The sequence below is a fragment of the Achromobacter sp. 413638 genome (assembly GCF_043119405.1).
Classification (GTDB): domain Bacteria; phylum Pseudomonadota; class Gammaproteobacteria; order Burkholderiales; family Burkholderiaceae_B; genus Achromobacter.
The window spans coordinates 29,497-52,280 of sequence record NZ_JBICCO010000041.1; the positions used below are offsets into that span (position 1 = coordinate 29,497).

25 protein-coding genes and 1 pseudogene are annotated in these 22,784 nt (G+C 66.4%); 3 read left to right on the forward strand and 23 right to left on the reverse strand.

Features of this window, described 5'->3' with window-relative positions; genetic code table 11:
- Window positions 1-7: 7 nt before the first annotated feature.
- From ACEU5R_RS17535 to ACEU5R_RS17595, 13 genes are all read right to left on the reverse strand, one after another.
- Window positions 8-280: a VirB3 family type IV secretion system protein gene (locus ACEU5R_RS17535; protein WP_031656903.1), complete on the reverse strand. Its 273-nt coding sequence runs from the start codon at window positions 278-280 to the stop codon at window positions 8-10.
- Window positions 277-669 carry a TrbC/VirB2 family protein gene (locus tag ACEU5R_RS17540; RefSeq protein ID WP_033475078.1) on the reverse strand — a complete coding sequence of 131 codons (393 nt, stop codon included), beginning with the start codon at window positions 667-669 and terminating at the stop codon, window positions 277-279. The genes ACEU5R_RS17535 and ACEU5R_RS17540 overlap by 4 nt, the downstream gene beginning before the upstream one ends.
- Window positions 666-1,703 (reverse strand): P-type conjugative transfer ATPase TrbB, encoded by a 1,038-nt coding sequence (trbB, locus tag ACEU5R_RS17545; RefSeq protein WP_031656907.1) that lies wholly within the window; start codon window positions 1,701-1,703, stop codon window positions 666-668. Before trbB ends, ACEU5R_RS17540 begins: the two co-directional genes overlap by 4 nt.
- The gene (locus tag ACEU5R_RS17550) at window positions 1,700-2,164 is read right to left on the reverse strand and encodes a ribbon-helix-helix protein, CopG family (RefSeq protein ID WP_033475077.1); all 465 of its coding nucleotides are present in this window, start codon (window positions 2,162-2,164) and stop codon (window positions 1,700-1,702) included. Before ACEU5R_RS17550 ends, trbB begins: the two co-directional genes overlap by 4 nt.
- On the reverse strand, window positions 2,161-4,164 hold the full coding sequence (locus tag ACEU5R_RS17555; protein WP_033475076.1) for a conjugal transfer protein TraG: 2,004 nt from the start codon (window positions 4,162-4,164) through the stop codon (window positions 2,161-2,163). The genes ACEU5R_RS17550 and ACEU5R_RS17555 overlap by 4 nt, the downstream gene beginning before the upstream one ends.
- Before the next feature lie 236 nt (window positions 4,165-4,400).
- Window positions 4,401-4,679 carry an EexN family lipoprotein gene (locus ACEU5R_RS17560; RefSeq protein ID WP_031656913.1) on the reverse strand — a complete coding sequence of 93 codons (279 nt, stop codon included), beginning with the start codon at window positions 4,677-4,679 and terminating at the stop codon, window positions 4,401-4,403.
- Window positions 4,676-5,620 carry a LysR family transcriptional regulator gene (locus ACEU5R_RS17565; RefSeq protein WP_033475075.1) on the reverse strand — a complete coding sequence of 315 codons (945 nt, stop codon included), beginning with the start codon at window positions 5,618-5,620 and terminating at the stop codon, window positions 4,676-4,678. Before ACEU5R_RS17565 ends, ACEU5R_RS17560 begins: the two co-directional genes overlap by 4 nt.
- A gap of 120 nt (window positions 5,621-5,740) precedes the next feature.
- The gene (locus tag ACEU5R_RS17570; RefSeq protein ID WP_031656915.1) at window positions 5,741-7,249 is read right to left on the reverse strand and encodes an efflux transporter outer membrane subunit; all 1,509 of its coding nucleotides are present in this window, start codon (window positions 7,247-7,249) and stop codon (window positions 5,741-5,743) included.
- A 15-nt stretch (window positions 7,250-7,264) separates the two neighbouring features.
- Complete coding sequence (locus tag ACEU5R_RS17575; protein ID WP_031656916.1) at window positions 7,265-8,377, reverse strand: ABC transporter permease; 1,113 nt, start codon at window positions 8,375-8,377, stop codon at window positions 7,265-7,267.
- 4 nt (window positions 8,378-8,381) lie between these two features.
- Window positions 8,382-9,509: an ABC transporter permease gene (locus ACEU5R_RS17580; RefSeq protein WP_031656918.1), complete on the reverse strand. Its 1,128-nt coding sequence runs from the start codon at window positions 9,507-9,509 to the stop codon at window positions 8,382-8,384.
- Entirely contained in the window at window positions 9,506-11,281 is a 1,776-nt protein-coding gene (locus ACEU5R_RS17585) for an ATP-binding cassette domain-containing protein (RefSeq protein ID WP_128318212.1), read from the reverse strand. The genes ACEU5R_RS17580 and ACEU5R_RS17585 overlap by 4 nt, the downstream gene beginning before the upstream one ends.
- Window positions 11,278-12,279 carry an HlyD family efflux transporter periplasmic adaptor subunit gene (locus ACEU5R_RS17590; RefSeq protein WP_033475074.1) on the reverse strand — a complete coding sequence of 334 codons (1,002 nt, stop codon included), beginning with the start codon at window positions 12,277-12,279 and terminating at the stop codon, window positions 11,278-11,280. The genes ACEU5R_RS17585 and ACEU5R_RS17590 overlap by 4 nt, the downstream gene beginning before the upstream one ends.
- A gap of 110 nt (window positions 12,280-12,389) precedes the next feature.
- Entirely contained in the window at window positions 12,390-13,544 is a 1,155-nt protein-coding gene (locus ACEU5R_RS17595; protein WP_235551445.1) for a lipid A deacylase LpxR family protein, read from the reverse strand.
- A 141-nt stretch (window positions 13,545-13,685) separates the two neighbouring features.
- Here ACEU5R_RS17595 and ACEU5R_RS17600 point away from each other — a divergent pair, with 141 nt between their 5' ends.
- Entirely contained in the window at window positions 13,686-14,390 is a 705-nt protein-coding gene (locus tag ACEU5R_RS17600; RefSeq protein WP_031656921.1) for a TetR/AcrR family transcriptional regulator, read from the forward strand.
- A 42-nt stretch (window positions 14,391-14,432) separates the two neighbouring features.
- Here the strand turns inward: ACEU5R_RS17600 and ACEU5R_RS17605 are convergent, their stop codons facing one another.
- The 10 genes from ACEU5R_RS17605 to ACEU5R_RS17650 form a co-directional block, all read right to left on the reverse strand.
- Entirely contained in the window at window positions 14,433-16,415 is a 1,983-nt protein-coding gene (locus tag ACEU5R_RS17605) for a relaxase/mobilization nuclease and DUF3363 domain-containing protein (protein ID WP_031656922.1), read from the reverse strand.
- A gap of 424 nt (window positions 16,416-16,839) precedes the next feature.
- The gene (locus ACEU5R_RS17610; RefSeq protein WP_023123540.1) at window positions 16,840-17,415 is read right to left on the reverse strand and encodes a S26 family signal peptidase; all 576 of its coding nucleotides are present in this window, start codon (window positions 17,413-17,415) and stop codon (window positions 16,840-16,842) included.
- Window positions 17,412-17,975 (reverse strand): DUF2840 domain-containing protein, encoded by a 564-nt coding sequence (locus ACEU5R_RS17615; protein WP_023123541.1) that lies wholly within the window; start codon window positions 17,973-17,975, stop codon window positions 17,412-17,414. The genes ACEU5R_RS17610 and ACEU5R_RS17615 overlap by 4 nt, the downstream gene beginning before the upstream one ends.
- Window positions 17,972-18,256 (reverse strand): hypothetical protein, encoded by a 285-nt coding sequence (locus ACEU5R_RS17620; protein ID WP_023101676.1) that lies wholly within the window; start codon window positions 18,254-18,256, stop codon window positions 17,972-17,974. Before ACEU5R_RS17620 ends, ACEU5R_RS17615 begins: the two co-directional genes overlap by 4 nt.
- Window positions 18,253-18,891 carry a ParA family partition ATPase gene (gene parA, locus ACEU5R_RS17625; RefSeq protein WP_016452353.1) on the reverse strand — a complete coding sequence of 213 codons (639 nt, stop codon included), beginning with the start codon at window positions 18,889-18,891 and terminating at the stop codon, window positions 18,253-18,255. Before parA ends, ACEU5R_RS17620 begins: the two co-directional genes overlap by 4 nt.
- A 253-nt stretch (window positions 18,892-19,144) precedes the next feature.
- Window positions 19,145-20,002 carry a replication initiator protein A gene (locus ACEU5R_RS17630; protein ID WP_023101678.1) on the reverse strand — a complete coding sequence of 286 codons (858 nt, stop codon included), beginning with the start codon at window positions 20,000-20,002 and terminating at the stop codon, window positions 19,145-19,147.
- Between the two features lie 26 nt (window positions 20,003-20,028).
- The gene (locus ACEU5R_RS17635) at window positions 20,029-20,310 is read right to left on the reverse strand and encodes an AlpA family transcriptional regulator (protein WP_003107109.1); all 282 of its coding nucleotides are present in this window, start codon (window positions 20,308-20,310) and stop codon (window positions 20,029-20,031) included.
- 111 nt (window positions 20,311-20,421) lie between these two features.
- The gene (locus ACEU5R_RS17640) at window positions 20,422-21,192 is read right to left on the reverse strand and encodes a DUF7011 domain-containing protein (RefSeq protein WP_023101679.1); all 771 of its coding nucleotides are present in this window, start codon (window positions 21,190-21,192) and stop codon (window positions 20,422-20,424) included.
- Window positions 21,193-21,246: 54 nt separating this feature from the next.
- On the reverse strand, window positions 21,247-21,426 hold the full coding sequence (locus tag ACEU5R_RS17645) for a hypothetical protein (protein WP_071560086.1): 180 nt from the start codon (window positions 21,424-21,426) through the stop codon (window positions 21,247-21,249).
- A gap of 109 nt (window positions 21,427-21,535) precedes the next feature.
- Window positions 21,536-21,886 carry a DUF2958 domain-containing protein gene (locus tag ACEU5R_RS17650; RefSeq protein ID WP_023101680.1) on the reverse strand — a complete coding sequence of 117 codons (351 nt, stop codon included), beginning with the start codon at window positions 21,884-21,886 and terminating at the stop codon, window positions 21,536-21,538.
- A 242-nt stretch (window positions 21,887-22,128) separates the two neighbouring features.
- Here ACEU5R_RS17650 and ACEU5R_RS17655 point away from each other — a divergent pair, with 242 nt between their 5' ends.
- Both ACEU5R_RS17655 and ACEU5R_RS17660 read left to right on the forward strand, forming a co-directional pair.
- Window positions 22,129-22,425, forward strand: a complete 297-nt coding sequence (locus tag ACEU5R_RS17655; RefSeq protein ID WP_023101681.1) for a helix-turn-helix domain-containing protein — start codon at window positions 22,129-22,131, stop codon at window positions 22,423-22,425.
- 141 nt (window positions 22,426-22,566) lie between these two features.
- A pseudogene (locus ACEU5R_RS17660) lies at window positions 22,567-22,784 on the forward strand (hypothetical protein); the annotation flags it as partial.

Consider the following 22,784-nt stretch of genomic DNA (forward strand, 5'->3'; position numbering starts at 1 on the left):
CGTCCCCTCACACGTCCAGCAGCGGGCGGTGCTTGATGTGCCGCGCGAACACGGTCATGAACTGCGGATCGACGCGCGCGCCCCATACCGCCAGCGAGTGGCCGACGATCCAGAGCACGACACCGGGAATCCACAGTTGCAGGCCCAGCCCCACTGCGGCAGCGAGCGTGCCGTTGGCGATCGCCACGGTGCGTGGCGCACCGCCCAGCAGGATCGGCTCGGTCAGCGAGCGATGCAGCGGCACTTCAAACCCGGCCGCAAAGGCATCCGGGGCACTCATACGACGGCCCCGCCGGAGAAGCTGAAGAACGACAGGAAGAAGCTCGAAGCCGCGAAGGCGATGGACAGGCCGAAGACGATCTGGATCAGCTTGCGGAATCCGCCGGACGTGTCGCCGAACGCGAGTGCGAGGCCCGTGGCGATGATGATGATGACCGCGACGATGCGCGCCACTGGCCCCTGGATGGATTCGAGGATGGATTGCAGCGGGCCTTCCCACGGCATCGAGGAACCGGCGGCCTGCGCGGTTCCGGCCATGAACAGCAGCAGCGCGGCCAGCAGCAGTCCTTGCCCCGCAGGGCGTGCCAGGCTGCGCAGCCGTGCCAAGCCGGTCAGGTGAGGAAGCGGATCTACGAAAATACGGAAAGCAGGAACGTGCATCTGCGTCATGGCAGTTCTCCAGGGTGGTTGAGGGACGGGGAAGAAAGGTCGGACTGCGATGGCAGCTCGGGAAATGGCGCATCCATCGCGTCCGCCAGTTGGTAGCCCACGCCGTCGAAGCCGACGACGCGGGCGATGCTCTCGATGCGGCGCTTGCGCCCACGCCCGGCGATGTAGATCACCACGTTGACCGCCTCAGCGATCAGCGCACGCGGCGGGTTCACGGCCACTTCGAGAATCAGTTGCTCCAAGCGCAGCAGCGCGCCGAGCGCGGAACCGGCGTGGATCGTGGCGATGCCGCCGGGGTGGCCCGTTCCCCACACCTTGATGAGATCCAGTGCTTCGGCGCCGCGCACCTCGCCGACGACGACGCGATCAGGCCGCAGGCGCATGGACGAGCGAACCAGCTCGGTCATCGACACCACGCCTGCGCGGGTGCGCAGGGGAACGTGGTCGCGGGCCGCGCATTGCAGTTCCACCGTGTCTTCGAGCACCAGCACGCGGTCGCCGGTGGCGGCGATTTCGGCGAGCAAAGCATTGGCGAGCGTGGTCTTGCCGCTGCTGGTGGCGCCGGCGATCAGCACGTTCTGCCGCTCGCGCACGGCCCGTACCAGAAAGCCCGCCTGCGCGCTGGTCATCATCCCGTCGATGACGTACCGCTCCAGCGGGATCACGCCGATGGCGCGCTTACGCAGCGCGAAGGCTGGCCCCGGCGCGGCGGGCGGCAAGATGCCCTCGAAGCGTTCGCCGGTCTCGGGCAGCTCGGCCGACAGCAGCGGCTGGCCGCGATGCACTTCCGCGCCGACGTGGGCCGCCACAAGACGGATGATTCGCTCGCCGTCCGCTTCGGACAGCTCCACGCCCATCGGCGCACGCCCCGATGAAAGCCGATCCACCCAAAGGGTGCGGTCGGGATTCAGCATGACTTCCACCACGTCCGGGTCTTCGAGCGCGGCGGCGATCAGCGGCCCCATCGCCGTGCGCAACATCTGGATGCGCCGGTCGAGCGACGTGGCGGTCATGGATTGCGGAACGGCGCTCATGACGCACGCTCCTGTGCTTGGGCGACTGCCGCCGCGTCCTCCATCCGCATCGGATCGGGGTGCAGTTCCTCCACCACGTCGCGCACCAGGCTGCGTCCGCGTAGCAGGTGGCGCCCAAGCTGCTCCACGAACTGCTCGAAGCGTGCTTTGCCCTGGGCGCGAGCCGCGTCTTGGTGCGCCTCGGGAACGGGCGTGCTCACGGTCAGGTAGTAGCGGATGAACAGCGCCAGCGTTTCGATGGCGATGTTCTGGTCGCGCTCCATGCGCTCCGCCTGCCGCGACAGGCGATCAAGCCGCTTGGCGATGGCCGCCTCGCGCTGGTCGGCGGCATCAGGCGACAACCACGATGCGAGCGCCGCCGCGACGATGGACGACTTGGACACGCCTTTCTTGGCGGCCAGCTCGTCCAGGCGCTTGGCGTGCTCCGGCTGGATGAACAGGTTGAGGCGGTAGTGGCTCATAGCTCGATTCCGTCGTTGGGGTCGAGGGAAGCCAGCCGCGCCGTGCGCTGCATGGCCGGGTCAAGCTGGCGAGGAAGGGGAAGCGGCAGGTCGTCGTCGTCATCGAGCAGCGCGAGGTCGGCAGCCGGCACGGCCAGCTCGGGGGCGTAGGCGACGGTTTCGGAGAGTTCGGGTTGACGGCGTGGGCCACCGTCATCGGCAGAGGCAGCGAAGCCCTCAGCGGTATCGGACGCAGGCGCGACGGGCATGGCGGGAATAGCCAGGCCGCTCCAATCATCCGAGCGCGACGGCGGCGCGTCCGCGTACTGCCCGTTCGCCAGTGCAGGCGGCGGCAGCACGCGGCGCTTGAAATTGGCGTCCGCGTAGTAGCGCAGCTTCTTCGCCTTGATCGGCGCCACGCTGGACACCATGACCACCGCCTCGTCGGGCGGAAGCTGCATGACTTCGCCCGGCGTCAGCAGCGGCCGGGCCGTCTCCTGGCGCGACACCATCAAGTGGCCCAGCCACGGCGCGAGCCGGTGGCCCGCGTAGTTGCGCTGCGCGCGCAGCTCGGTGGCCGTGCCCAGCGTCTCGGAAATGCGCTTCGCCGTGCGTTCGTCGTTCGTGGCGAACGTCACGCGCACATGGCAGTTATCCAGAATCGAATGGTTCTGGCCGTAGGCTTTGTCGATCTGGTTGAGCGACTGCGCGATGAGGAAGCTGCGGATGCCGTAGCCCGCCATGAAGGCCAGCGCCGTCTCGAAAAAATCGAGCCTGCCCAGCGCCGGGAACTCGTCGAGCATCAGCAGCAGCTTGTGGCGGCGCGCGATGCCGTCGGAGCCATCAAGCGATTCGGTTAGGCGCCGCCCGATCTGGTTGAGGATCAGGCGAATCAGCGGTTTCGTCCGCGAAATGTCCGAAGGCGGCACCACCAGATACAGCGACACCGGATGTTCGGCCGCGATCAGGTCGGCAATGCGCCAGTCGCAGCGCGAAGTGACTTCGGCCACCGTGGGATCGCGGTACAGGCCGAGGAACGACATGGCGGTGCTCAACACGCCGGAGCGCTCGTTATCCGACTTGTTGAGCACTTCGCGCGCCGCCGAGGCCACGACCGGATGCGGGCCATCGCCCAGGTGGGGCGTGGTCATCATCCGGTGCAAGGTCAGCTCGAAAGGGCTGGCCGGATCGGACAGGAAGTTGGCAACGCCGCGCAGCGTCTTGTCTTCGCCCGCGTAGAGCACATGCAGGATGGCCCCGACCAGCAGCGCGTGCGAAGTCTTTTCCCAATGGTTGCGCTTCTCCAGCGCGCCTTCGGGATCGACCAGAATGTCCGCGATGTTCTGAACGTCGCGCACTTCATGCGCGCCGCGCCGCACCTCCAGCAGTGGGTTGTAGGCTGCCGACTTCGCATCGGTCGGGTTGAACAGCAGGCAGTGCGAGAAACGCGAACGCCAGCCGGCGGTGATGCTCCAGTTCTCGCCCTTGATGTCATGGATGACGGCGGATGCCGGCCAACTCAAGAGTGTGGGAATGACTAGGCCCACGCCTTTACCCGAGCGCGTGGGCGCGAAGGTCAGGACGTGTTCCGGTCCTTCATGACGTAGGTACTGGTGATCGTGCTGACCGAGGAACACGCCGGCAGGCTGTGTGAGGCCGGCCTTGCGAATGTCGTGCGCATTCGCCCATCGCGCCGAGCCGTAGGTCGTGACCATGCGTGCCTGGCGCGAGCGCCAGACCGACATGGCGATGGCAACGACCACGGCGACCATGCCGCTGGCGCCGGCAATGGCACCGCCGGTGTCGAAGACCTCCGGCGCATAGGCGCCGAAGAAGAACCACCACTCAAACAGCTTCCACGGGTGGTAGATCGACGTGCCAAGAAAGTCGAACCAGGGCGAGCCAAGGCGTACTTGATAGCCAAGGGCCGCCGCTGTCCATTGTGTGGCACCCCACACACCGGCGATCACGATGCCGAATACCACGGCGATCTGACCGAACAGCACGTTCGTCCCTTGCATGACCTGGCCTCCGCTTTCTCCTGCGCTGGTTCCTCATGGAAAGCGCGGCACAGGGACGTGCCGCAAGCGTCAGGATCGGTGCCGGATCAGTGCTGGTCAAAGACCGTTTCAAGCAGAAAGGTCGAGCAAAAAGACAGAATGAATGCAGCGGCAGGCCAAAGAAAAATGCCGCAAGCGAAGGCGCATTGCGGCGTGTCGAACAGAAATATGAAGGCGAGGCGGCGAGCCGCCAACGGTCAGAACTTCGGCGATTCTTTCGGCGGCGTGTAGGGCGTCTCGCCGTCGCCATAGAATCGCTTGCGCGTGGCTTCGGCCACCCGGTTGCACAGCACGTCGCCTAGCTTGGGGCGATCCGTCTTGCATTGCTGGCGCAGTTCCTTCAACCGTTCGGGGTTGGACGCCAGTTCTTCCACCGTCGGGATATTCGCTTCCGACGTGTTGGCCTTCGGAGGCGTTTCGGACTGGCCGCAAGCAGTCAACGCGGCCGCCAGTAAGAACGGGATGATCTTTTTCATGGCTCAGGTTCCTCCAGGGAATCGGAATGACGGCCCGACTTGGGCCTTGGGGGTTCCGGTGACTCGATGGCCTGCACGCGCTCAATGAACCGCGCCAGCACATCGGACGGCTCGCCGGCGGGGTAAAGCAGGTAGGTTGTCAGCGGCGGCACGCGCAACGCCAGCGGTCGGGCCACTACGCCGGAGTCAGGGTTCGCGGCAATGCGCGCGGCACCCGTAAACCCAAGTGCGAAACCGGCCGATACCAAGGCCATCATCAAATCACACGTAGCGACCCGTTCTGCGACCAGCGGCTCCATGTCGGCCCGACGTAGCACCCGATCGACGAATTTGGCATGGCCTTCGCACACTTGTGGATCGCATAGAACCAGCGGATAGCGCAGCAGTTCCTCCAAAGGGATGCGCTTGTGTGCCAGCAGCGGATGTCGCGCTGGCACCGTCACGATGAGCGTGTCTCTCCAGACAGGCATGGTGGTGATGCCATCGCCCACTTCATCGGACTGCGCAAACCCCACGTCGTACAGATCGTCATGCAGCCCCTTGATCTGCTGTGACAGCGGCACCTCGAAGAATCGGAGTTCAACTTCCGGTTCTTCCTGTCGGCATAGCGCCAGTAAAGCCGGTAAGCGCGACGGTGTGATGCCGTCCGACAACGCCACGCGCAATTGTCCGTGGAAGCCGTGGGCCGCCGCTTTCACGCTATCGCGTGCTTGTTCCAAGACTGTGAACACGCGGCGCACGTGTTCCAAGAACAGCTTTCCAGCACGGGTCAGTCGCGTGCTGCGCGTGGTGCGGGCGAACAGCACAACGCCAAGTTCTTCTTCTAGCTCCTTGATCGCACGCGACAGTGGCGATTGTTCGATGTGCAGCTTTTCCGCCGCGCGGGCGAAGTGGAGTTCTTCGGCCACGGCCAGGAAACAGCGCAGATGCCGAAGTTCCATTTCACCCCTCCCGTATCCGGTAGGACGAATCGCCGCAGTGTTCCCGATCATGCGAGCAGACCAATTCCACAACCAACAACAGTTGATCTGTGCGCTCGGAGTACGCGCTAACGAAGCTCGTCATTTCGTCACGCCGCCTTCCGATAGTTGTGTATTGCCAATGGCCTTGTTGACCATCACGTAGCGGGTGCCCACGCGCCCTTCGCTCGCTGCCAATTCTCGGCGCGCCTGCAAATAGCTACGCTGGCTGTCGAGCACGGAGAGGAAATCGGCCATGCCGCCGTCGTAGCGTGCCTGGGCCAGTTCGTAGGCTTGGCCGGCGCTGTGCATTCGGGCTTGCAGTTCACGTTCCTGCTGCTGCTCTGCGGTGTATCCGCTGAGCGCGTCGTCGATCTCCTGCCAGGCTTTGAGCACGGTCCTCTGGTAGTTCACTGCCGCTTCTTGCTGCTCCAGCTCGCGCAACTGCACCACGCTCTTGCGGCGGCCACGGTCGAACAGCGGCAGGCTCAGAGTCGGTCCTATCGACCATGTGCGGCTGCCCCAGGCTGAGAATTCGCCGCTCAGATAGGACTCGTACCCGAACCGCGCACCCAGGCGGATGCTTGGGTACAGCTCGGCTTGCGCAACGCCGATGCTGGCCGTGGCCCGATGCAGGCGAGCCTCGGCGGCGCGAATGTCGGGCCGGCGCAGGGCAACTTCCGACGGCAGCCCCAGCGCCAAGTCCGGCAACGCCGTCCTGCCGTCGTCGGCGACGGCAGCCAGCTCGTTGCGCAAGGCACCGGGCCGCTCGCCCAGGAGCAGCGCGATCTGGTTGGCGCTGGCGCCTTCCTGCGCCAGCAGCCCCGGCAATTGCGCTTTCACCGCCGCCAATTCGGCGCGCTGGCGCTCCAGGTCCAGGTGATCGACGATGCCACCCTGCACGCGCGCTTCCAGCAGGCCCACGCGCTCCTCCAGCGCGGCGATGTCCTCGCGCGCCAGGCGGATCTGGCGCTGTGTGGTGCGCAGCTCGAAGTAGTTGCGCACCACATCGCTGATGAGGCTCAACCGGGCCAGATCCAGCAGCGCCGCCTGGCCGGACACTTCGGCGTCGGCTGCCTCGATCGAGCGGCGCACGCGGCCCCACAGGTCCAGCTCCCAGGAGGCGTCGAAGCCGATCTGGTAGAGCGTGAAAGGCTCACTCAGCACTTGTGCCAGCGTCGATCGGTCGCCGCCGATGGCGTCGATCATGCGTGTGCTGGCGCCATACTCACTCTGGCGCTGGCGGATCGCGCCGCCGTTGGCGTTGACCTGCGGCCCGCGTTGAGCCTCGACGGTGCTGCGCTGCGCACGCGCCTGGGCGAAGTGCAGCGCGGCCGTTTGCAAGTCCGGGCTTGCCTCGAAAGCCCGTTGCGCAAGGCGGTCCAGCGTCGGATCGCCGAACGCCCGCCACCAGTCCGCCGGCAACGCCTGCTCGTTGCCGACAGGGGTACGCAACGCATCGTCGGCGCTGCGCCAACTTGTCCAGTCATCCGGGGCCGACGGCGTGGGTTTGACGAAATCCGGCCCCACCGCGCAGCCAGCCATTGCGAGGGCGAGCAGGCACACCGCCAAGCGCGACGGTTGACCACGAAGAATGCGAAAGTCGGACATAGCCAATACCCCGGATCAGGAGAGGCGGTTGCGGAACAGCCAGGCCGCCAGCGGCAGCGTGACGATTGCCATCACCAGCATGGGAACGAAGTCGAAGGCGACCTCGCGCAACCCGGCGCCTTCGAGATAGACGCGGCGCACGAGGTCCATGCCAAAGCGCAGCGGATTGGCATAGGTGACGATCTGTAGGGGTTCAGGCATGTTGCTCACCGGCGTGAGCAAGCCCGACAGCAGCATCATCGGCATGATCAGCAGGAAGGTGTAGAGCATGGCCTGCTGCATGTTCAGCGACAGCGCGGAAATCGACAGGCCGAGTCCCACGGTGGCACAGGTGAAAACGACCAGCCCCAGGTAGAGCAGCCACGGGGAGCCGTTCATCGGTATCTGGAACCAGAAGCGGATGATCAGCAAAATGATGGTCGCTTGCGCCACGCCCACGAGCATCGGCGGCACGGCCTTGCCGACCAGAATCTGCATGGGCGTCAGCGGCGTCACCAGCAACTGGTCGAAGGTGCCCTGCTCGCGTTCGCGGGCGACCGACAGCGACGACAGCAGCAAAGTCTGGATCAGGCTCAACGCGGCAATCAGTGCCGGCATCAAGTTCCAGCGCGACTCCAGGTTGAGGTTGTACCAAGCACGTCGCTCCACGCTGACCGCAGGCGTGCCGGTGCGCGATCGGTTGTAAGCGGCGACGATGGCACTGACCTGGGCTGCCGCCGCCCCGGCGGTCGTGGAATTGCGGCCGTCAAGGATCATCTGCAACGGAGCTTGCTGACCACCAGCCAGCCGGGCGTCGAAGTCTGCGGGGAAGTGCAGCACCAGCAGCACATGGCCCCGATCGACGACTTGAGCGATCTGCTGCGGCGTATTCAGCGAGGCTTCGCGCTTGAACACGCCGGTGCCATCCACACGCGCCAGCAACTCGGTCGAGGCCGCGCCCCGGCTCTGGTCCAGCACCGCATAGGGTGCATAGCTGAGATCGTAGGTCGCGCCGTAGCCGTACAGCAGGGCTTGCATCAGAACGGGTACGAACAGAATTGCCCGGCTGGACCGCTCCTTGAACAGCGCCAGAAACTCCTTGCGGCAGAGGAAGCCGATCGACGCCAGTTGAGTGAGAAATGCGTGCATGGCGTCAGTCCAGCGTCTTGCGCAACGTGCGGCGCACGGCGCCGGTCAGCACGAGCGCGTAAAGGCTCAGAATCGCGCAGTCGCGCAGAATCATCGGCCAGTTGTCACCGGCCAGAAACAGCGTTTTGATCAGCCCGACGAAGTGCGTTGCCGGTAGTAGCTGGCTGACCGCCTGAACCACCACGGGCACGTTGCGCAAGTCGAAGATGAAACCCGACAGCATCAATGCCGGCATGAAGCTGACCAGCAGGGCTACCTGACTCGCCTGGAACTGGTTGCGCGTCTTGCCGGAGATGAACAGGCCCAGCAGCAGCGATACCGTCAGGTACAAGAGCGAGGCAAACACGATCACCCACAGCGACCCGCGCATCGGCACGTGGAACAGGAACTTGGCCGCGAGCAGGCACAGCGCCAGGTCAATGGCACCGACCAACAGGTAGGGCGCGAGCTTGGCCAGCACGATTTCCAGCGGCCGTACCGGCGTGACAAACAGCGATTCCAGCGTGCCGCGTTCCCACTCGCGCGCGATCAGCAGCGAAGTCAGGAAGGCGCCGATCAGCGTCATTACCAGCGCAATCAAGCCCGGCACCAGATACCAGGTGCTGGTTGAGGCTTCGTTGAACCACATGCGCTGCACCAGCTCCACGCCACCGGCACCGGATTTGCTGCCAGCGCGGTCGGCCTTCTGTTGCGCCCAGGTTGCGATGGCTCCACCGACATAGCCGTCAACGGCAGCGGCCGTGTTGGAATCGACACCGTTCAGCAGCAACTGCACCTGGGCTTGCCCCGCTGCTAGTCTGCGCGAGAAGTCCGCCGGAACCCGCACGATGGCGCGCACTTCCCCGTCGCGCATCCGGCGCTCGGCCTCCGTCATATTGGTCGTCCACACGGGCGCCAGATAGGGCGATCCCTCCAGGCCGGCAAGCACCTCGCGCGCGGACGGCGAACTGTCCTCCAGCACTACGGCCACCGGCGCGTTTTTCACGTCGAATGACAGGCCATAGCCGAACAGCAGGATCAGCACAGCCGGCAGCATCAGGCCGACCGCCAGCGTGCTCCTGTCGCGCAGCATCTGGCGCACTTCCTTGCGCAGCAGCGCGGAGAATCGCCTGATGAATCCCGAGGTATTCATGCAGCGGCTCCCACTATCGCGCGCTGGCTTTCGGTGCGACCGCGTTCAACGATGGCGATGAACGCACTGTTCATGTCAGTGCTGCCGTCGCCCCCGGCCTGTTCGCGGACCTCCTGCGGCGTGCCCAGTGCCAGCATCTTCCCGGCGTCCTGGATAGCGATGCGGTCGCAGTATTCCGCTTCCTCCATGAAGTGGGTGGTGACGATGACAGTGACGCCACTCTGCGCCAGCGCGGTGATCGTCCGCCAGAAGGCACGCCGTGCCAGCGGGTCGATGCCGCTGGTCGGTTCGTCGAGGAACAGGATTTCCGGCTGGTGCAGCAGGCCAGCGGCCATTGCCAGGCGTTGCTTGTAGCCGCCGGGGAGCAGGCCGCTGACCGCCATCGGTTCCAGCCCGAATTCCTCGATAGTGCCGTTAACGCGCTCGCGCAGCACCTGTCCGCGCAGCCCGTAGGCGCCACCGAAGAACTCCAAGTTCTCGCGCACGGTCAAGTTGCCGTACAGCGCGAATTTCTGCGCCACGTAGCCGATGCGCCCACGCGCCTGCGCGCGCGCCGTGCGCAGGTTGAGTCCAGCGACCTCCAGATGGCCGCTGGTGGCTGGCAGCAACCCGCACAACATGCGGAATGTCGTGGTCTTGCCCGCGCCATTGGGGCCGAGCAAACCGAATATCTCGCCGCGGCTCACCTCGAACGATGTGCTGGCAACGGCGGTGAAGTCGCCGAACTTGCGTACCAGATCGCGGACCACGATCACCGGCCCATCGGCATCGCCATTCATGACCTGCGCGTGCGACGCTGCTCGCAGTTCCGGCGCCTGGCCCTCGTCCTGCTGCTGCTTGCGCAGCATCATCATGAAAGCGTCTTCGAGTTCCGCCGGGCGTGGCTCGCAGCCGGCATCGCCAAGCAGCTTGTTCACCTCGTCGGTGGTGGCCTGCGGTTGGCGGATGAAGTCAACCGCGCCGCCCTGGGGAACCGCATCGACGATCAGTTCGGTGGCGTCGATCAATCGCGCCTGTAGATCGCGGGCAGGCATCCCCGCTGGAGGCGACGTGGTGAAGGTCAAGCCGCGAGCGCGCTCACTCAACGCGGCCGGCGTGCCTTCGTCCAGCAACCGGCCCGCGTTCATCACGAACACCTGCGCGCATCGCTCGGCCTCGTCCATGTACGCGGTGCTGACGATCACGCTCAGGTTCTCGTCATCGACCAATTGCTGCACGATCTTCCACAGGTCGCGCCGCGACAGCGGATCGACACCGACGCTGGGTTCGTCGAGCAGCAGCAGATCGGGTGAGCGCACCAGCGTGCAGGCCAGGCCCAGCTTCTGTTTCATGCCGCCGGACAGCTTGCCGGCCGGGCGTGCGGTGAAGCGCACGAGGTCGGTCATCTCCAGCATCCGGGCGAAGCGTCTGCTGCGCTCGGCAGGCGGCACCCCGTGCAGGTCGGCGTACAAGTCCAGGTTTTCCTGCACGCTCAGGTCTTCGTACAGCCCGAAGCGCTGTGGCATGTAGCCGATGCGGTCTTGCACCGCCTGCGGATTGGCCGCCACGTCGATGCCCAGCACCTCAAGGCGCCCGGCGTCGGGCTTAAGCAGCCCGGCCATCATGCGCAGCAAGGTTGTCTTGCCTGCGCCGTCCGGCCCGACGAGGGCGGTCAGCTCGCCCGCGCGTATCGTCATCGACACATCGTTCACCGCAAGCAACGGGCCGCCGCCCGGCGCCTCGAAGGTCTTGCGCAGGCCCTCGGCAATGACCGTTGTGTCGCTGTCGTTCATTGCGCGGTGCCGGTCGTCAGGTGAACGGTTGCCGGCTGTCCAAGGCGCAGCACGTCCTGCGGGTCATCGACCAGCACCCGTACCTCGTAAACCAGGCTGGTGCGCAGTTCCTCGGTCTGGACCGACTTGGGCGTGAACTCGGCAACCGATGAGATGTAGCCGACCTTGCCAGTGATGGACTGGCCGGGGCGGCCATCAGTGACGACGCGGGCCTCCATGCCGGGCCTGACCCGGCCCAGGTCGGGTTCGCCGACATAGACGCGAACCCACTTCGGCTGCGTCAACGCCAAGGCGAAAACCGGCCGCTGGGGCGTGGCCATGTCGCCCGGCTCAAGAAGCCGCGAACGCACGATCGCGTCGGCGGGCGCCTTGAGTTCGCCCTGGGCGATCTGGTGCTGCAACAAGGCCAGTTGCGCCTGCGCCGCCTTGAGCTGTGCCTCCGCCCCCGCCACGTCTTCCGCACGCGGTCCAAGTTCGGTCAAGCGCAATGCTTCGCGTTGCTCCGCGACCTTCGCCTGCGCGACCTGTAGATGGCTTCGGGCGCGGTCCAGATCCTGCGCGCTCACGGCGCGCCCTTGGGTATTGGCCGCAATGCCTTGCAGGCGCTTGAGGTCTTGTTCGGCTTGCGAGGCGTCAGCCTGTGCTGCGGTCACACGGCTGCGGGCTTGCGCGACCTCCTGCGGCCGTGAGCCGTTGCGCAGGCGCAGGAGCGTCTGCTGCTGGACGCCGATCTGTGCTTGCGCTTGCTCGGCCTGCAACGCCAGCGTGCGGGTATCCAGCACACCCAGCACAGTTCCCGACGTTACGCGGTCGCCTTCCTCGGCGTGCAGTTCCGCCACCCGGCCGCTGCCGTCGAACGCCAGCGAAATCTGCCGAATGTCCACGTTGCCGTACAGCACCAGCGCGCCGTCGCCATCACGGTGGCTGAAATGCCACCAGGCCCAGGCTACGAGAACCACTGCCGCGATGGCTGCAAGGAGGATGAGAGGCTTCTTCATGGACGGTGTTCCGTGGGCTTAGTGGCAACTCGGGCTGTGAGCATACTCTAAGATTAAATGCAATTTAATGTTTAGGCGCAAGCACATCCGCAGGCGCCCGCCATCCGTGGTCAGAATCGCCTGCCGATGGTCAACGTGCCGTAGACCGGGGTTTCCTTCTGGCCGTGGAATTCGCGCGTGCGGAAGTAGCGCGCGAATGCGAATCGCCAGTGGCCGCGGTAGATCGCAGCGCCATAGCCGAGGTCGGCCACGAACGGGCGCTTATCGACGCTGTGGCTGGACTTGAAGGTGTTGCCGTCGAGTGTGATGTCGTGCAGTACCCAGCGGGCGTCTGCGGCCACGAACAAGTGCCAGTTCCAGGGTTGGCCGGCGGCCACCTTCACCGGCGCGGTGTTCTCGCCAGCCGGCCGCAGCGGCGCGGTGCCGAAATCATCCGGGAGGCGCAGGCCGAAGCGCAACTCGCCGCCGGCATTGGCATAGGTCGCAAAATTTCCCAGGCTCATGCCCCAGTGGCGCGTGTAGTCCCAACCCCAGCCACTTGTGCCTACGTGCCGCGCTACGCGCTTGCGGCGCTCATGGATCAACTGCACGACTGGCTCATCACGCAACTGGTGATCCCAGCCGTTGAAGCGATCCACGCCGATGACACCATGCCACCAGTTCTGCACCTGCTCGGCCCGCGAAGCAGGCCCGACGACGCCAACGCGGATTTGCGAAGTACGCAGAGAATCGCCGCGACGGGCGTTGTAGCCAAAACTCAGCATCAACGCGCCGGCGAATGGACGATCATCCTCGATGAGGTGAGAAGGCACCTTGTCGGTCGGGGTATACATCATCTGCCCGATCCCGATCGTCATGTTCTGCTCGTCGAACCCGTCCGGCTGTAGCCAGGCCAAGCGTTGGTTCAGCCGGCGGGCGAGGAATGGCAGACACGGATCATGGGAGTAATCGACCAGGTTGGGCGATACCCAACTGACCAAAAAGCCGTTCGAGTAGCCTTGATCCTGGCCCAGCCTTCCGAACAGATCGTTGTCAATGCGCAGGTTGATCGTCCCGGACGACAACAGAGGTGTCTTCCCGTCAGGGCACGACTGCGCCTGTGCCACCCTACTGGGCACTACGCACAGCAATCCGAGCAACGCGGCGACAGCGGCCATGCGTGAGGCGAGGTGCCGACGGCCAGCACGCGCCGGAGCGCCAGGGCGACCCAAGGCCAAGTCGGCAATGGCGCTGCCGTCGGGTGGAACCAGCCGTTTCGTAAACATGGTGTCTCTCGAAAGGGGGCGTGTAAGGGCGCGCTGGCCTGCGCCCGCTTGGTATGAGCGCGAGCATACACTAAAGTTAAATTGAATTTAAAGTTCAGTTCAAGCACAATCAGCCCGCCCACCCCGGTCACAGAACTAGCTATGACCAAACCGCGCCGCAGCCCCCGTACCGATGGCGAGCTGACCCGTACCCGCATCATGGAAGCCGCAGGATCGTTGTTCGCGGCCACCGGGTACGCTGAAACCACCAGCAAAGCCATCGCTGCGAAAGCCGGCGTGGACCTCGCTTCGATCAACTATCACTTTGGCAGTCGCCGCGGCCTCTATCAGGCCGTTCTTGTCGAAGGTCACCGGCGGATCATCAGCTTCGACGATCTGCAACAAGTCGTCGAAGGCGCGCTGCCCGCGCGTGAGAAGCTGAAATGGTGCATCGACAGACTGACCGAAGCCACGATAGGAAACGACGGCTGGCACGCACGGCTCTTTGCACGCGAGTTGCTAGCGCCGTCGTCGAATCTTCAGGTTCTATACCAAGAGGATCTGGAACCGAAGTTCACCTTCATCAGGCGCGTCATCGGCGAGGTCACTGGCATTCCTGAAAGCGACCCAGCATTGCTTCGCTGCATGATCAGCATTGCGGCTCCCTGCTTGATGCTGCTGGTCGCAGGCAACGGCGGACTACCAGGCCCCCCGCAGCAGGTGCTACGGATGCCAAGGCAAGAACTGACGTCACACCTGCACAAGTTCGCTCTTGCAGGGCTGGAGGCGATTGGCCGGGAATATGCTGAGAGTACGCCGAAGGGGCGCAAATCACCCTCGAAGCGACGCAGGGCTAGCGAGACGTGAGTGTGGGCGGCGCGTGCTTCGTCTACCGCAGGGATGCGACTGTCAGCTCAAGGATTGCCCTCGTTGTCGCCCGATCTCCCATGAAACACTGCCGCCGCGCACAGTCGCTGCAATCTGCTGCCCCAGCCGTTGCTCGATCACTGGCTTCCACGGCACCAGGCTGAACCCCTTGCCGTCATCGAGCATCGCGTAGCGCCCGCTGGCGAGCATGACGTTGCGCCGGTAGATGCCGGCCACGCGCTGCCCGTCGCCTACGGGGCGATGCTCCAACCCGGTTTCCGTGGCAATGTCCTTTGCGGCCTGGGCCAGTTCCCGATTGCGCAGAGTCGCCAGCAGATTGCGCGCCAGGATCACGCGCGGGCCGCGCTTCTCGGCCAATCCCTGTTCGGCGAGGAAGTCGGCGCGCTGTTGCAGCGCCTGTCGGGCTTCGCCGCCGAAGCCCAGCTCGCCCAGGCCCTTGCCGCCGCCGATCAACTGCTGATCCAGCCAGGTCGCGCCGATCACGCGGGCCTGCCGCTCGATGGGCAGGTGCGATTTCAGCTCCACAGCCACGCCGCCGAGGCGCTGTGCGTCGTACAGGCGACCGCGCTCGGCCAGGTTGTCCGGCACTTTCCATAGCCCCTCAGCCACGCGCTCCACGATGCCGGCCCGACGCAGGGCTTCGAGCCGGCGGACGTGGGCCGCGACGACTTCCTGCGGATCTCGGCCGGGAACGGCCTGACCTTGCGCGATGGCGAGGTGGTGATCGGTGCGGTACAGGCCATCGCTCGCCAGCGCAGCGATGTTGCGGTCGGCCGCGCGCACGTCGGCCGATCCCTTCACCTCCACCACGGCGCCGGTCTGGTAGTTCGCCAGCTCGTCGCGGACGTTGAGCGCGACGTAGTGGGCCTTGCCGTCCACCCCGTCGATGACCAGATAGCCCCGATCACGCAGCTCGTCGGCCAGCCCCTTCGCGGCCACGCGGCCGATGACGGTACGGCCATCGTCGCTCGGCTCGAACACCGCCAGCTCGCGCAGCTCGCCGCGCATGGCCCGCTGCATCGTGCGGATGATGTCGCCGCGCTCGCCCAGGGCGCGCAAGGTCTTCTCTGCATCTGTATGAATGGCCCAGGTTCCGGGCTGCATTTCGTCGGCCAGGCCCATGCGCTGCAAGCGTTGCAGTCGGCCGACCAATAGCAGGCGTTGGCGTTGCAGCTTCGGTTCGTTGAAGCGTTCGATCTGCACTCGGCCGTCCTCGCCGGCCTCGCGTTGCAGGGTGCGATCCAAGCTCGTCCACCGCTCTTGCTCTACCTCGCGCTGCAAGGTCTGCTGTATCTCCAACTCGGTGCGCGGCCCCAGCCATTCGGTCGCCAGCTCGGCGGCGCGATGGCGAAAGCCGTGCGCGATGTAGTCGCCGGCGATGATGAGGTCTTTGCCGGTGTCGTCACGCCCGCGCACGATCAGGTGAGTGTGCGGGTTATCGGTGTTCCAGTGATCCACCGCCACCCAATCCAGGCGCGTGCCCAGGTCGGCCTCCATGCGGCCCATCAGGTGCCGGGTGTAGGTGCGCAGGTCTTCCAGCTCCTCGCCATCCTCGGGCGAGAGGATGAAGCGAAAATGGTGCCGATCGTCGGCGCAGCGTTCCTTGAACGCATCGAGGTCGGCTTCGTCGGTCTGCGTCCCGTAGGCTTGGCCCGGCTCGCCATCGCGGCCCACGCCATCGCGCTCGATGTAGCGCAGGTGCTTGGCGAGCGACTGCGGGCTGGCCTGGCGCTGGTTGACCAGCAGCGTCTTGATGGTCACGCGCCGCGACATGGGCGTCAGCTTCGCGCCCGCGAAGCGCGCCGCCGTGTGGCCGCGTCCCAGGCGCGAGCCGGGGCGCTGGCCAGCGCGTGCGCCGCTGCCGCTGGCTGCGGGACGGCGCACCGAGGACTTGCCGCTGCTGGCCTTGCCCGCCTGCTTGAGCACCTTGGAGATGAAGCCCTGGCCCCGGTTCTTCGGGGCGCTGGGGCGGATGCGGAAATCGTCATCGCGGCGGTCGGTCATGGCTGTGCTCCCTGCAAGCGCCAGCGTGTCCGGTCGTGCGAAGCACGCGGACATGCCTGGATTGGCGCGGGCTTCGCGCCCCACGCGGCACGGCGGCGAAGCCGCTGCGTGCCGCGCCACCCCCATGTGCAGACAGGCTTTCGACGCGGCCCGGTGCCGCGTCCTTTTGTCTTGCCTTCCGCCTTTGCCCCTCGCTGACGCTCCGGGCAGCGGCGGCCCGGCGGCGCTGCTGCGCGAGCAGCCAGCGCGCCGGCGAACGCGGCGACGGCCGCAGGCCGGCAGCGTTCGAGGCAAGACGCCTGCACATGGGAAGGCGGCGCGAAGCGCGGCGCGGATGCGCTCGCACTGCACGCGCGATGACACGCGGAACACCACGGGATCGACACGCCTGATAGCACGATGATGCGCAGCGAATCGGCGGCGATCATGGGCGCTTCTCCAGCCAGACCGGGTGCGCGACGCCGATCACGGCGGATGCGGCAACCGGCCCGAAATACCGGCTGTCGAACGACGACGGGTTGGTCACGCTCAACAGGAAAAGCTCGCCGGGTTCAAGGCGGCGGCACTGCTGCCAGGATGGCAGCGGGCGGCCCCAGCGGTCGGCGAGCAGCGCGGCGGCCAAAGGCACGCCGTCGATGCGGACGATGCCGCCAGCGATGCACACCTCCTGCGGCGCGACGGCACCCACGCGCTTGAGCAACGGCACGCGCGCCGGCAGGTAGCCGCGCTGCGCGGCCAGCGCGGCGGCGTCTGGCGGCAGCGTGGTCAGCACGATGGAGCCGACGCGCGGCGCATCGGGTGGTGCGATGCGATACCAGCCCACCGGAACGCTGTCGGACGGGTTGTAGATCAGGCGCGGCATCGGATGCACGAAGGACGCCCAGGCGAGCGCAGCGAGGCCGCAGGCGGCGAAGCCCGCGAGCACGATGCGAGCGCGCAGGCGCGAGCGAGGACGCGGTGCCTTTCCAGTGGTGTTGGCGCCAGTGGAAACGGCGGTCATGGCAGCACCCTCCCGGCTAACCAGGCGGCGTGCCGCTCGGCGGTGTACTCGGGCAGCGGCAGGCGCGCGGCGAGCCGGTTGGCGAGCGTGCGCCAGTACGCAGGCGAGACGGCGATGGGCGCGATGCCCAGCGCCTCGATGGCGTCGATGCGTTCCAGCACGGCGCGCACTTGCCCGTCGCCCTCGGCGTGCAGCAGCAGGCGCGCGCCCGGCTGTACGCCGGGGATGCGCTGCGCCGCGTCCAGCGGCGTGCAGGCTTGCATCACCATGAGCTGCCAGCGCACGGTGCCGTAGTCGTTGGCCTGCCAGCGGATGCGGCAGAACACCGCGCCCGGCAGGAACACCGCGCTGCGCCGCCAGCGGTCGAGCTGGTGCGTGCACGCGGGTTCGCCGAAGCGCAGGTAGAGCTTGAAACGGGCCTCGATGTAGGCCAGCGCCACGCGCGTCAGCGGCGCGCTGGCTGGCTGGCCGGAAGGTGCGATGAATGATGGCTGTGGCGCAGCCGTGGCCGTGGCCGCGACAGCGGCAGGCGCGGCGGCTAGTGCAGTGGATGCAGTCATGGTGTGTTCTCCCTGCGGTTCTCGGGAAACTCCCGTTCCAGCAGGCCGCGCAGCAGGTCGGCCACGGTCACGCCTTGCGTGAAGGCAGAGACCTTGATGCGCGCCCGCATGGCGGGCGTGATGTCGAGGGTGAGGCGGGCCGTGTAGAGGTCGCCCTTGCCCAGCGCGTCGGCGTCGCCCTGGCGAATCCACGCCTCGGCGTGCGGATTCGCAGGTGGACGCGCGCCGATGCCGACGCGCTTTGCTGCGCGCTTGCTGTTCGGTGGTGGCTTCGCGGTCATGTCGTCCACCGCAGCAGTTCGTCCACGAGCGCGGTGATTTCGCGCGCGGCGGCGCTGTCCGGCGCCGTCTCGCGTGCAAGCCGGCCAGCGGCCACGCTGTCGGCGAACACGATGCGCTGATGCACTTCCGCGCGCAGCGCAGGAAGCGGCTGATCGGCGAGCGCCTGGCGCGCTTCGCGCCCGATCACGGTGGTACTGACACGCCGGTTGATGACGAAGGCCGCGCGCAGCGCAGGCCGAAAGACTTGCGCCTCGCGGATCAGCGCCACCATCTCGGCGCTGGCCCACAGGTCGTAGGGGCTGGGCTGCACCGGGATCAGCACGCGCTCGGCCGCCAGCAGCGCGGAGCGCGCCAAGGCGGCGATGCGCGGCGGGCCGTCGATGACAACGTGATCGGCGCGGCGTGCCAGCTCCGGGGCTTCCTGATGCAGCGTTTCGCGTGCGAGGCCCACGGCGCTGAAAAGCCGTGGCAAGCCTTGCTGGCTTCTGCGCTGTGTCCAGTCGAGCGATGACCCCTGCGGGTCGGCGTCCAGCAGCACGACGTGCTGGCCGCGCATTGCCAGTTCGCCGGCAATGTGGGTGGCGAGCGTGGTCTTGCCCACGCCGCCTTTCTGGTTGAGCAGCGCGACGATCATGGCCTGGCCCTTCGTGTTGGAAAGCCTGGCTGTTCCTGCTGCGTTGGTGGCCGCGTGGCGGTTGTCCACCGCAGCGGCGTTTCCCTACTACAAGTTAGAGAAATTAAGTTAGGGAAGTTAGAGGGCGCGCAAACCCAGTGCTGGCGCGGGTTTGCGGCCGATTGGCACGCCTGATAGCACGATAGTCCCACGCCTGATAGCACGATACCCCGCACGCCTGATAGCACGACACTATTCACAGGCTCTCCCGGAGTTATCCCCGTGCCGTATGCGGCACGGGCCGGAAGGTCAGCAGCTCGGCGCCGCTGTCCGGCATCCGCTCGATGCCCAGGACGTAGCCGGGCAGCGACTGCCGCGCGACGAGCGCGCGCAAGTCGCAGGCGAAGTCGTAGGGCTTGGCGGTGCTGCCGGATTTCTGGTGCAGGTAGCGGAAGTCGAATTGCCAGCCGTATGCCTGCTTGCCGCCGTGCTTGCGCACCAGGCGGTACAGCCACCGCTCGATGCCGCCGGTCAGCCGGAAATACGCCGGGTCGATGGTCAGCACCAGGGCCGCATTCAGCACGCCCGTATAGAACCAGTCCGGCAAGATCAGCTCGATGCCCAACGGCGTGCCGCTGGCATCGGCCAGTTCCTTCCATTCGTTGATCCACGAGAAGCGGTGCAAACGCCGCCCGGTTGTCTCGCGGATGGACGTGGCCACCGTGGTCGATTGCAGGCGATCCAAGGCCGCTTTGAGGCGCTGGTAGTCGCGCAGCGACTTGCCGCGCCCGACGAAGCGCAGGATCTCGTAGGGCGTCGCGCGGATCAGCCGTGATGGCCGCAGGCCCGCATCCTTCGCCTCCACGATCTGCGAGGCCGCCCAAATCAGCACGTCGGCATCCCAAATCGTGGCGATGCCATGCTCCTGCGTGCCTTCCACGCGGATCGTGACGTTGCCCGCCCGGAAGTCGATGGGCTTGACCCGCTTGGACTTGGCGAGCGAGAAGAACGGATAGGCCATCAAGTCCTGGCTGTCGCGCGGTGCCATGTCGCCCGGCAAGGCGCGGAACAGGTCGAGCTGTTCGCGTTCTTGCGGGGGCCGCTGCCGGAATGGCAGCGCGGAGATGGACATGGCTGTGGCCTGGCGCGCGCCAGCGATCAGCGCGCACGGCTGTCCGCCGAGTGGTGCTCGGCGTACTCGGGATCGGAAGTCGTCTCGAAGCTGCGGTCGGCCGCCCAGGCGTCGAGGTCGGCCACGGCGTACATGACGCGCCGGCCGAACTTGCGAAAGCGCGGGCCGCCGCCGATCACGCGCTGCTTTTCCAGCGTGCGCGGCGACAAGCGCAGGTACTCGGCGGCTTCGTCGTTGGTGAGGTAACGCTGCGGCTGCGCGGCAGCGGTCGAGACAGTGGCGGCAGGCCGCAAGGGAGCTGGTCGCATGGGATGAACCTCCATCAAGCCCGGCCACACCACGCAGCCGGATGAAGGCACTTTCAAGAAAGCGAGGCTTCTTGCTAAGGGACGAATTGCAGGGGCTGCGAAACGTCCCCCCTACTGCAACGGCAGTGGCGGAAGCTGTGCCAGGCGGCGATAGCCGCCGCGCATCAGCGCATCGCCACGGCGCACCAGCCGACGCACGCGGGCGCGCAAGGCGCCGTCCTTGTGCCAGTCGCCCGCGACGGTATCGGCGCCGAACAGCCCTTCGGCCACTTCGCGCAAGGACGCGCCCGCCAGGGTCGCGTCGAGCGCCTGCAAGGTGTGCAGCTCCAGCAGTGCGGCAGGCGTGGGCCGCGAACGGGCCGCCGCCGCAGGCGCGGCAACCGTGGCGGCAGCCAGGGCGTCGAGTTCCGCCGCGAGCGTGCGATAGCGCGTGCAGGGCGTGGCGCAGGCACGAGTGGCGTAGAGGTAGGCCACACCGTCCTCCAGGCCCGGCGCGAGCGCGAGCCGCAGGCAGCAGCCGGGCCAATGCGCCACCAGCACCAGGCGCTTGCCATCGTGGATCAGTTGCTTGCGGCCAGGAACGCGCCAGAACTCGAAGGCATGGGCTTCGGGTGGCGGGTCGGCGTCGGGATAGAGCTGCACCACGGCATCGTGGTCAGGGAACCAGGCCGGATGCGCTTCGCGCGCATCCAGGGCTGGGTTTTCCAACAGGCGCAGGCTCCAAGCCTGCGCCGCGTCCGGTCGGCGGCGACGGCGCAGCCAGTCGCGGCGGTAGTCGGGATTCCTGCGCAGGTATTCCCAGGCCAGCGCGGGGCCATCGAGGTGCAGGACGTAGAGATAGGCGGCTGTCGGATACCAGTGGTCGGCGCTGCGATCAGTCATGGCGAAAGCTCCCTGTGCTTGGGATGCGTCGCCACGATTTCCGCGATGCGGGAGCTATCGAAATGCCATCAGGTCATCATCAAAAACGGTTAAGCTGTAACTGTCGGTGTCAAGACCGTTTGGCTCCGGCGTGTTGGGGAAATCGTCTGAATGCGACGGCTGCGCCACCCGGAAATGGTGCGCGGCACCGGATACCGTGCCGCAGCCCGCGCCAAAGATCAGGACTGTTTGCATCAGACTGGCATCGCTTCGGTGCATCAATGCCGATTCAGACCTACCCGGTCTTGACCAAGACTGAAATAGTCACAGTGCGCCCCGGCTGGCCGGGCCGCGCTGGCGTTCATCAGTCCGTGATCGCGTCGTTCTCCTGCGCCAGCCGGACGTACTCCGACAGCGGGCGCACCGCCTGGAAATACCGATCCCGCTGCAACGGCAGCTTGCGCGGCCCGACGATGCCGGCCAGGTCGGACAGCCTGACCGTCCCCAGCGAGGGCATGCCGATGCCGAGGTCGATCAGGCCATAGGCCGTATCGCCATCGGCGGGGTCGAGCGACACCAGCAGCCAGGTCACATGCGCGTCAGGGGTGAACAGGCGCACCACCGGCAGCGGGTCGAGGCGCTGACCAGCGGCGAGCGCCGCGCCGTGGGCCAGCAGCCGGGCGCGTTCATCAGCGGTGACAAGCGGCAAGGTCATGGGCAGAACCCCCACGGAACCGTGCATGCGTGTGGAAGCACGGATGCACAAGCCATCGCATCCGTAGAAGAACGCAAGCGCGGAAGCGCAATTGCAGGAAGCCGGAAAGACACGGATGCGATTCCCCGGTTCTGTGGAAATCCGTAAATGCGGATTTCCGTAAAAGCACGGAACAGCGATTTTTTGGCAATGAGTTAAAGATAACGTGGTTTTAATTGTCCTGCGATTTGACGCTTCTGTCCATGCAGAAGCGCTCCGTCCAACCTGGCCGCCCGGCCGGTGCCACCACCTTCGATGCCGAACTGGCGCAAGCCTTCGGCGCGGCGGTGCGCGCGCTACGGACGGAACGAGGGATCGCGCAGGAATCGCTGGCACACCTGGCCGGCATCGAGCGTTCGCACATGGGCAAGGTCGAGCGCGGCGAACACATGCCCACGCTGGCGCTTATCTTCAAGATCGCCAGCGCGCTCGAATGCAGCACGGCGGTGCTGATGAGCGAGGCTGAAAGCCAGCTCGCAGCAGCAGCGGCCCAGCCGTAGGCGCCGGCCCGGCCGATCCGGCGCAGGCCGGTTCGGCGGCGCTCAAGGGGTGCCAAGCGCAGCGCGGCGGGGATAGCCCGCAGGGCTTTCCCCTGGAGGCAAGCAAAGCGCGCAGCGCCGCAGGCGCGAAGGCGTGAGGGATTGAAGCCGAATGGCCGTGACGACAACGACGGCACGGGGCGCAGCCCGAAAGCCCGGCGGCGCATCGCGCCGACACGCCATGCCCTGACCGACGGCACCAACGCAGCTTCCGCGTATGGAAACGCAACCTGCTATGGATTGCTGCTTGCCGCTGCCAGGTTTGGGGCGAAGAAACAGCGCAGCGGGGGGGGGGGGGGGGGGGGGGGGGGGGGGGGGGG

Bases quoted from the DNA above. Each gene is read 5' to 3' on its own strand.
- ACEU5R_RS17555 (WP_033475076.1), bottom strand. From the start codon at position 4,164: ATGCAAGGGACGAACGTGCTGTTCGGTCAGATCGCCGTGGTATTCGGC.
- ACEU5R_RS17580 (WP_031656918.1), bottom strand. From the start codon at position 9,509: ATGAATACCTCGGGATTCATCAGGCGATTCTCCGCGCTGCTGCGCAAG.
- ACEU5R_RS17630 (WP_023101678.1), bottom strand. From the start codon at position 20,002: ATGTCCATCTCCGCGCTGCCATTCCGGCAGCGGCCCCCGCAAGAACGC.
- ACEU5R_RS17610 (WP_023123540.1), bottom strand. From the start codon at position 17,415: ATGACCGCCGTTTCCACTGGCGCCAACACCACTGGAAAGGCACCGCGT.
- ACEU5R_RS17550 (WP_033475077.1), bottom strand. From the start codon at position 2,164: ATGAGCCACTACCGCCTCAACCTGTTCATCCAGCCGGAGCACGCCAAG.
- ACEU5R_RS17605 (WP_031656922.1), bottom strand. From the start codon at position 16,415: ATGACCGACCGCCGCGATGACGATTTCCGCATCCGCCCCAGCGCCCCG.
- ACEU5R_RS17635 (WP_003107109.1), bottom strand. From the start codon at position 20,310: ATGCGACCAGCTCCCTTGCGGCCTGCCGCCACTGTCTCGACCGCTGCC.
- ACEU5R_RS17595 (WP_235551445.1), bottom strand. From the start codon at position 13,544: ATGTTTACGAAACGGCTGGTTCCACCCGACGGCAGCGCCATTGCCGAC.
- ACEU5R_RS17570 (WP_031656915.1), bottom strand. From the start codon at position 7,249: ATGTCCGACTTTCGCATTCTTCGTGGTCAACCGTCGCGCTTGGCGGTG.
- ACEU5R_RS17590 (WP_033475074.1), bottom strand. From the start codon at position 12,279: ATGAAGAAGCCTCTCATCCTCCTTGCAGCCATCGCGGCAGTGGTTCTC.
- ACEU5R_RS17575 (WP_031656916.1), bottom strand. From the start codon at position 8,377: ATGCACGCATTTCTCACTCAACTGGCGTCGATCGGCTTCCTCTGCCGC.
- ACEU5R_RS17655 (WP_023101681.1), top strand. From the start codon at position 22,129: ATGCAGAAGCGCTCCGTCCAACCTGGCCGCCCGGCCGGTGCCACCACC.
- ACEU5R_RS17540 (WP_033475078.1), bottom strand. From the start codon at position 669: ATGACGCAGATGCACGTTCCTGCTTTCCGTATTTTCGTAGATCCGCTT.
- ACEU5R_RS17615 (WP_023123541.1), bottom strand. From the start codon at position 17,975: ATGACTGCATCCACTGCACTAGCCGCCGCGCCTGCCGCTGTCGCGGCC.
- ACEU5R_RS17620 (WP_023101676.1), bottom strand. From the start codon at position 18,256: ATGACCGCGAAGCCACCACCGAACAGCAAGCGCGCAGCAAAGCGCGTC.
- ACEU5R_RS17535 (WP_031656903.1), bottom strand. From the start codon at position 280: ATGAGTGCCCCGGATGCCTTTGCGGCCGGGTTTGAAGTGCCGCTGCAT.
- ACEU5R_RS17585 (WP_128318212.1), bottom strand. From the start codon at position 11,281: ATGAACGACAGCGACACAACGGTCATTGCCGAGGGCCTGCGCAAGACC.
- ACEU5R_RS17600 (WP_031656921.1), top strand. From the start codon at position 13,686: ATGACCAAACCGCGCCGCAGCCCCCGTACCGATGGCGAGCTGACCCGT.
- ACEU5R_RS17645 (WP_071560086.1), bottom strand. From the start codon at position 21,426: ATGCAAACAGTCCTGATCTTTGGCGCGGGCTGCGGCACGGTATCCGGT.
- ACEU5R_RS17640 (WP_023101679.1), bottom strand. From the start codon at position 21,192: ATGACTGATCGCAGCGCCGACCACTGGTATCCGACAGCCGCCTATCTC.
- parA (WP_016452353.1), bottom strand. From the start codon at position 18,891: ATGATCGTCGCGCTGCTCAACCAGAAAGGCGGCGTGGGCAAGACCACG.
- ACEU5R_RS17560 (WP_031656913.1), bottom strand. From the start codon at position 4,679: ATGAAAAAGATCATCCCGTTCTTACTGGCGGCCGCGTTGACTGCTTGC.
- ACEU5R_RS17650 (WP_023101680.1), bottom strand. From the start codon at position 21,886: ATGACCTTGCCGCTTGTCACCGCTGATGAACGCGCCCGGCTGCTGGCC.
- ACEU5R_RS17565 (WP_033475075.1), bottom strand. From the start codon at position 5,620: ATGGAACTTCGGCATCTGCGCTGTTTCCTGGCCGTGGCCGAAGAACTC.
- trbB (WP_031656907.1), bottom strand. From the start codon at position 1,703: ATGAGCGCCGTTCCGCAATCCATGACCGCCACGTCGCTCGACCGGCGC.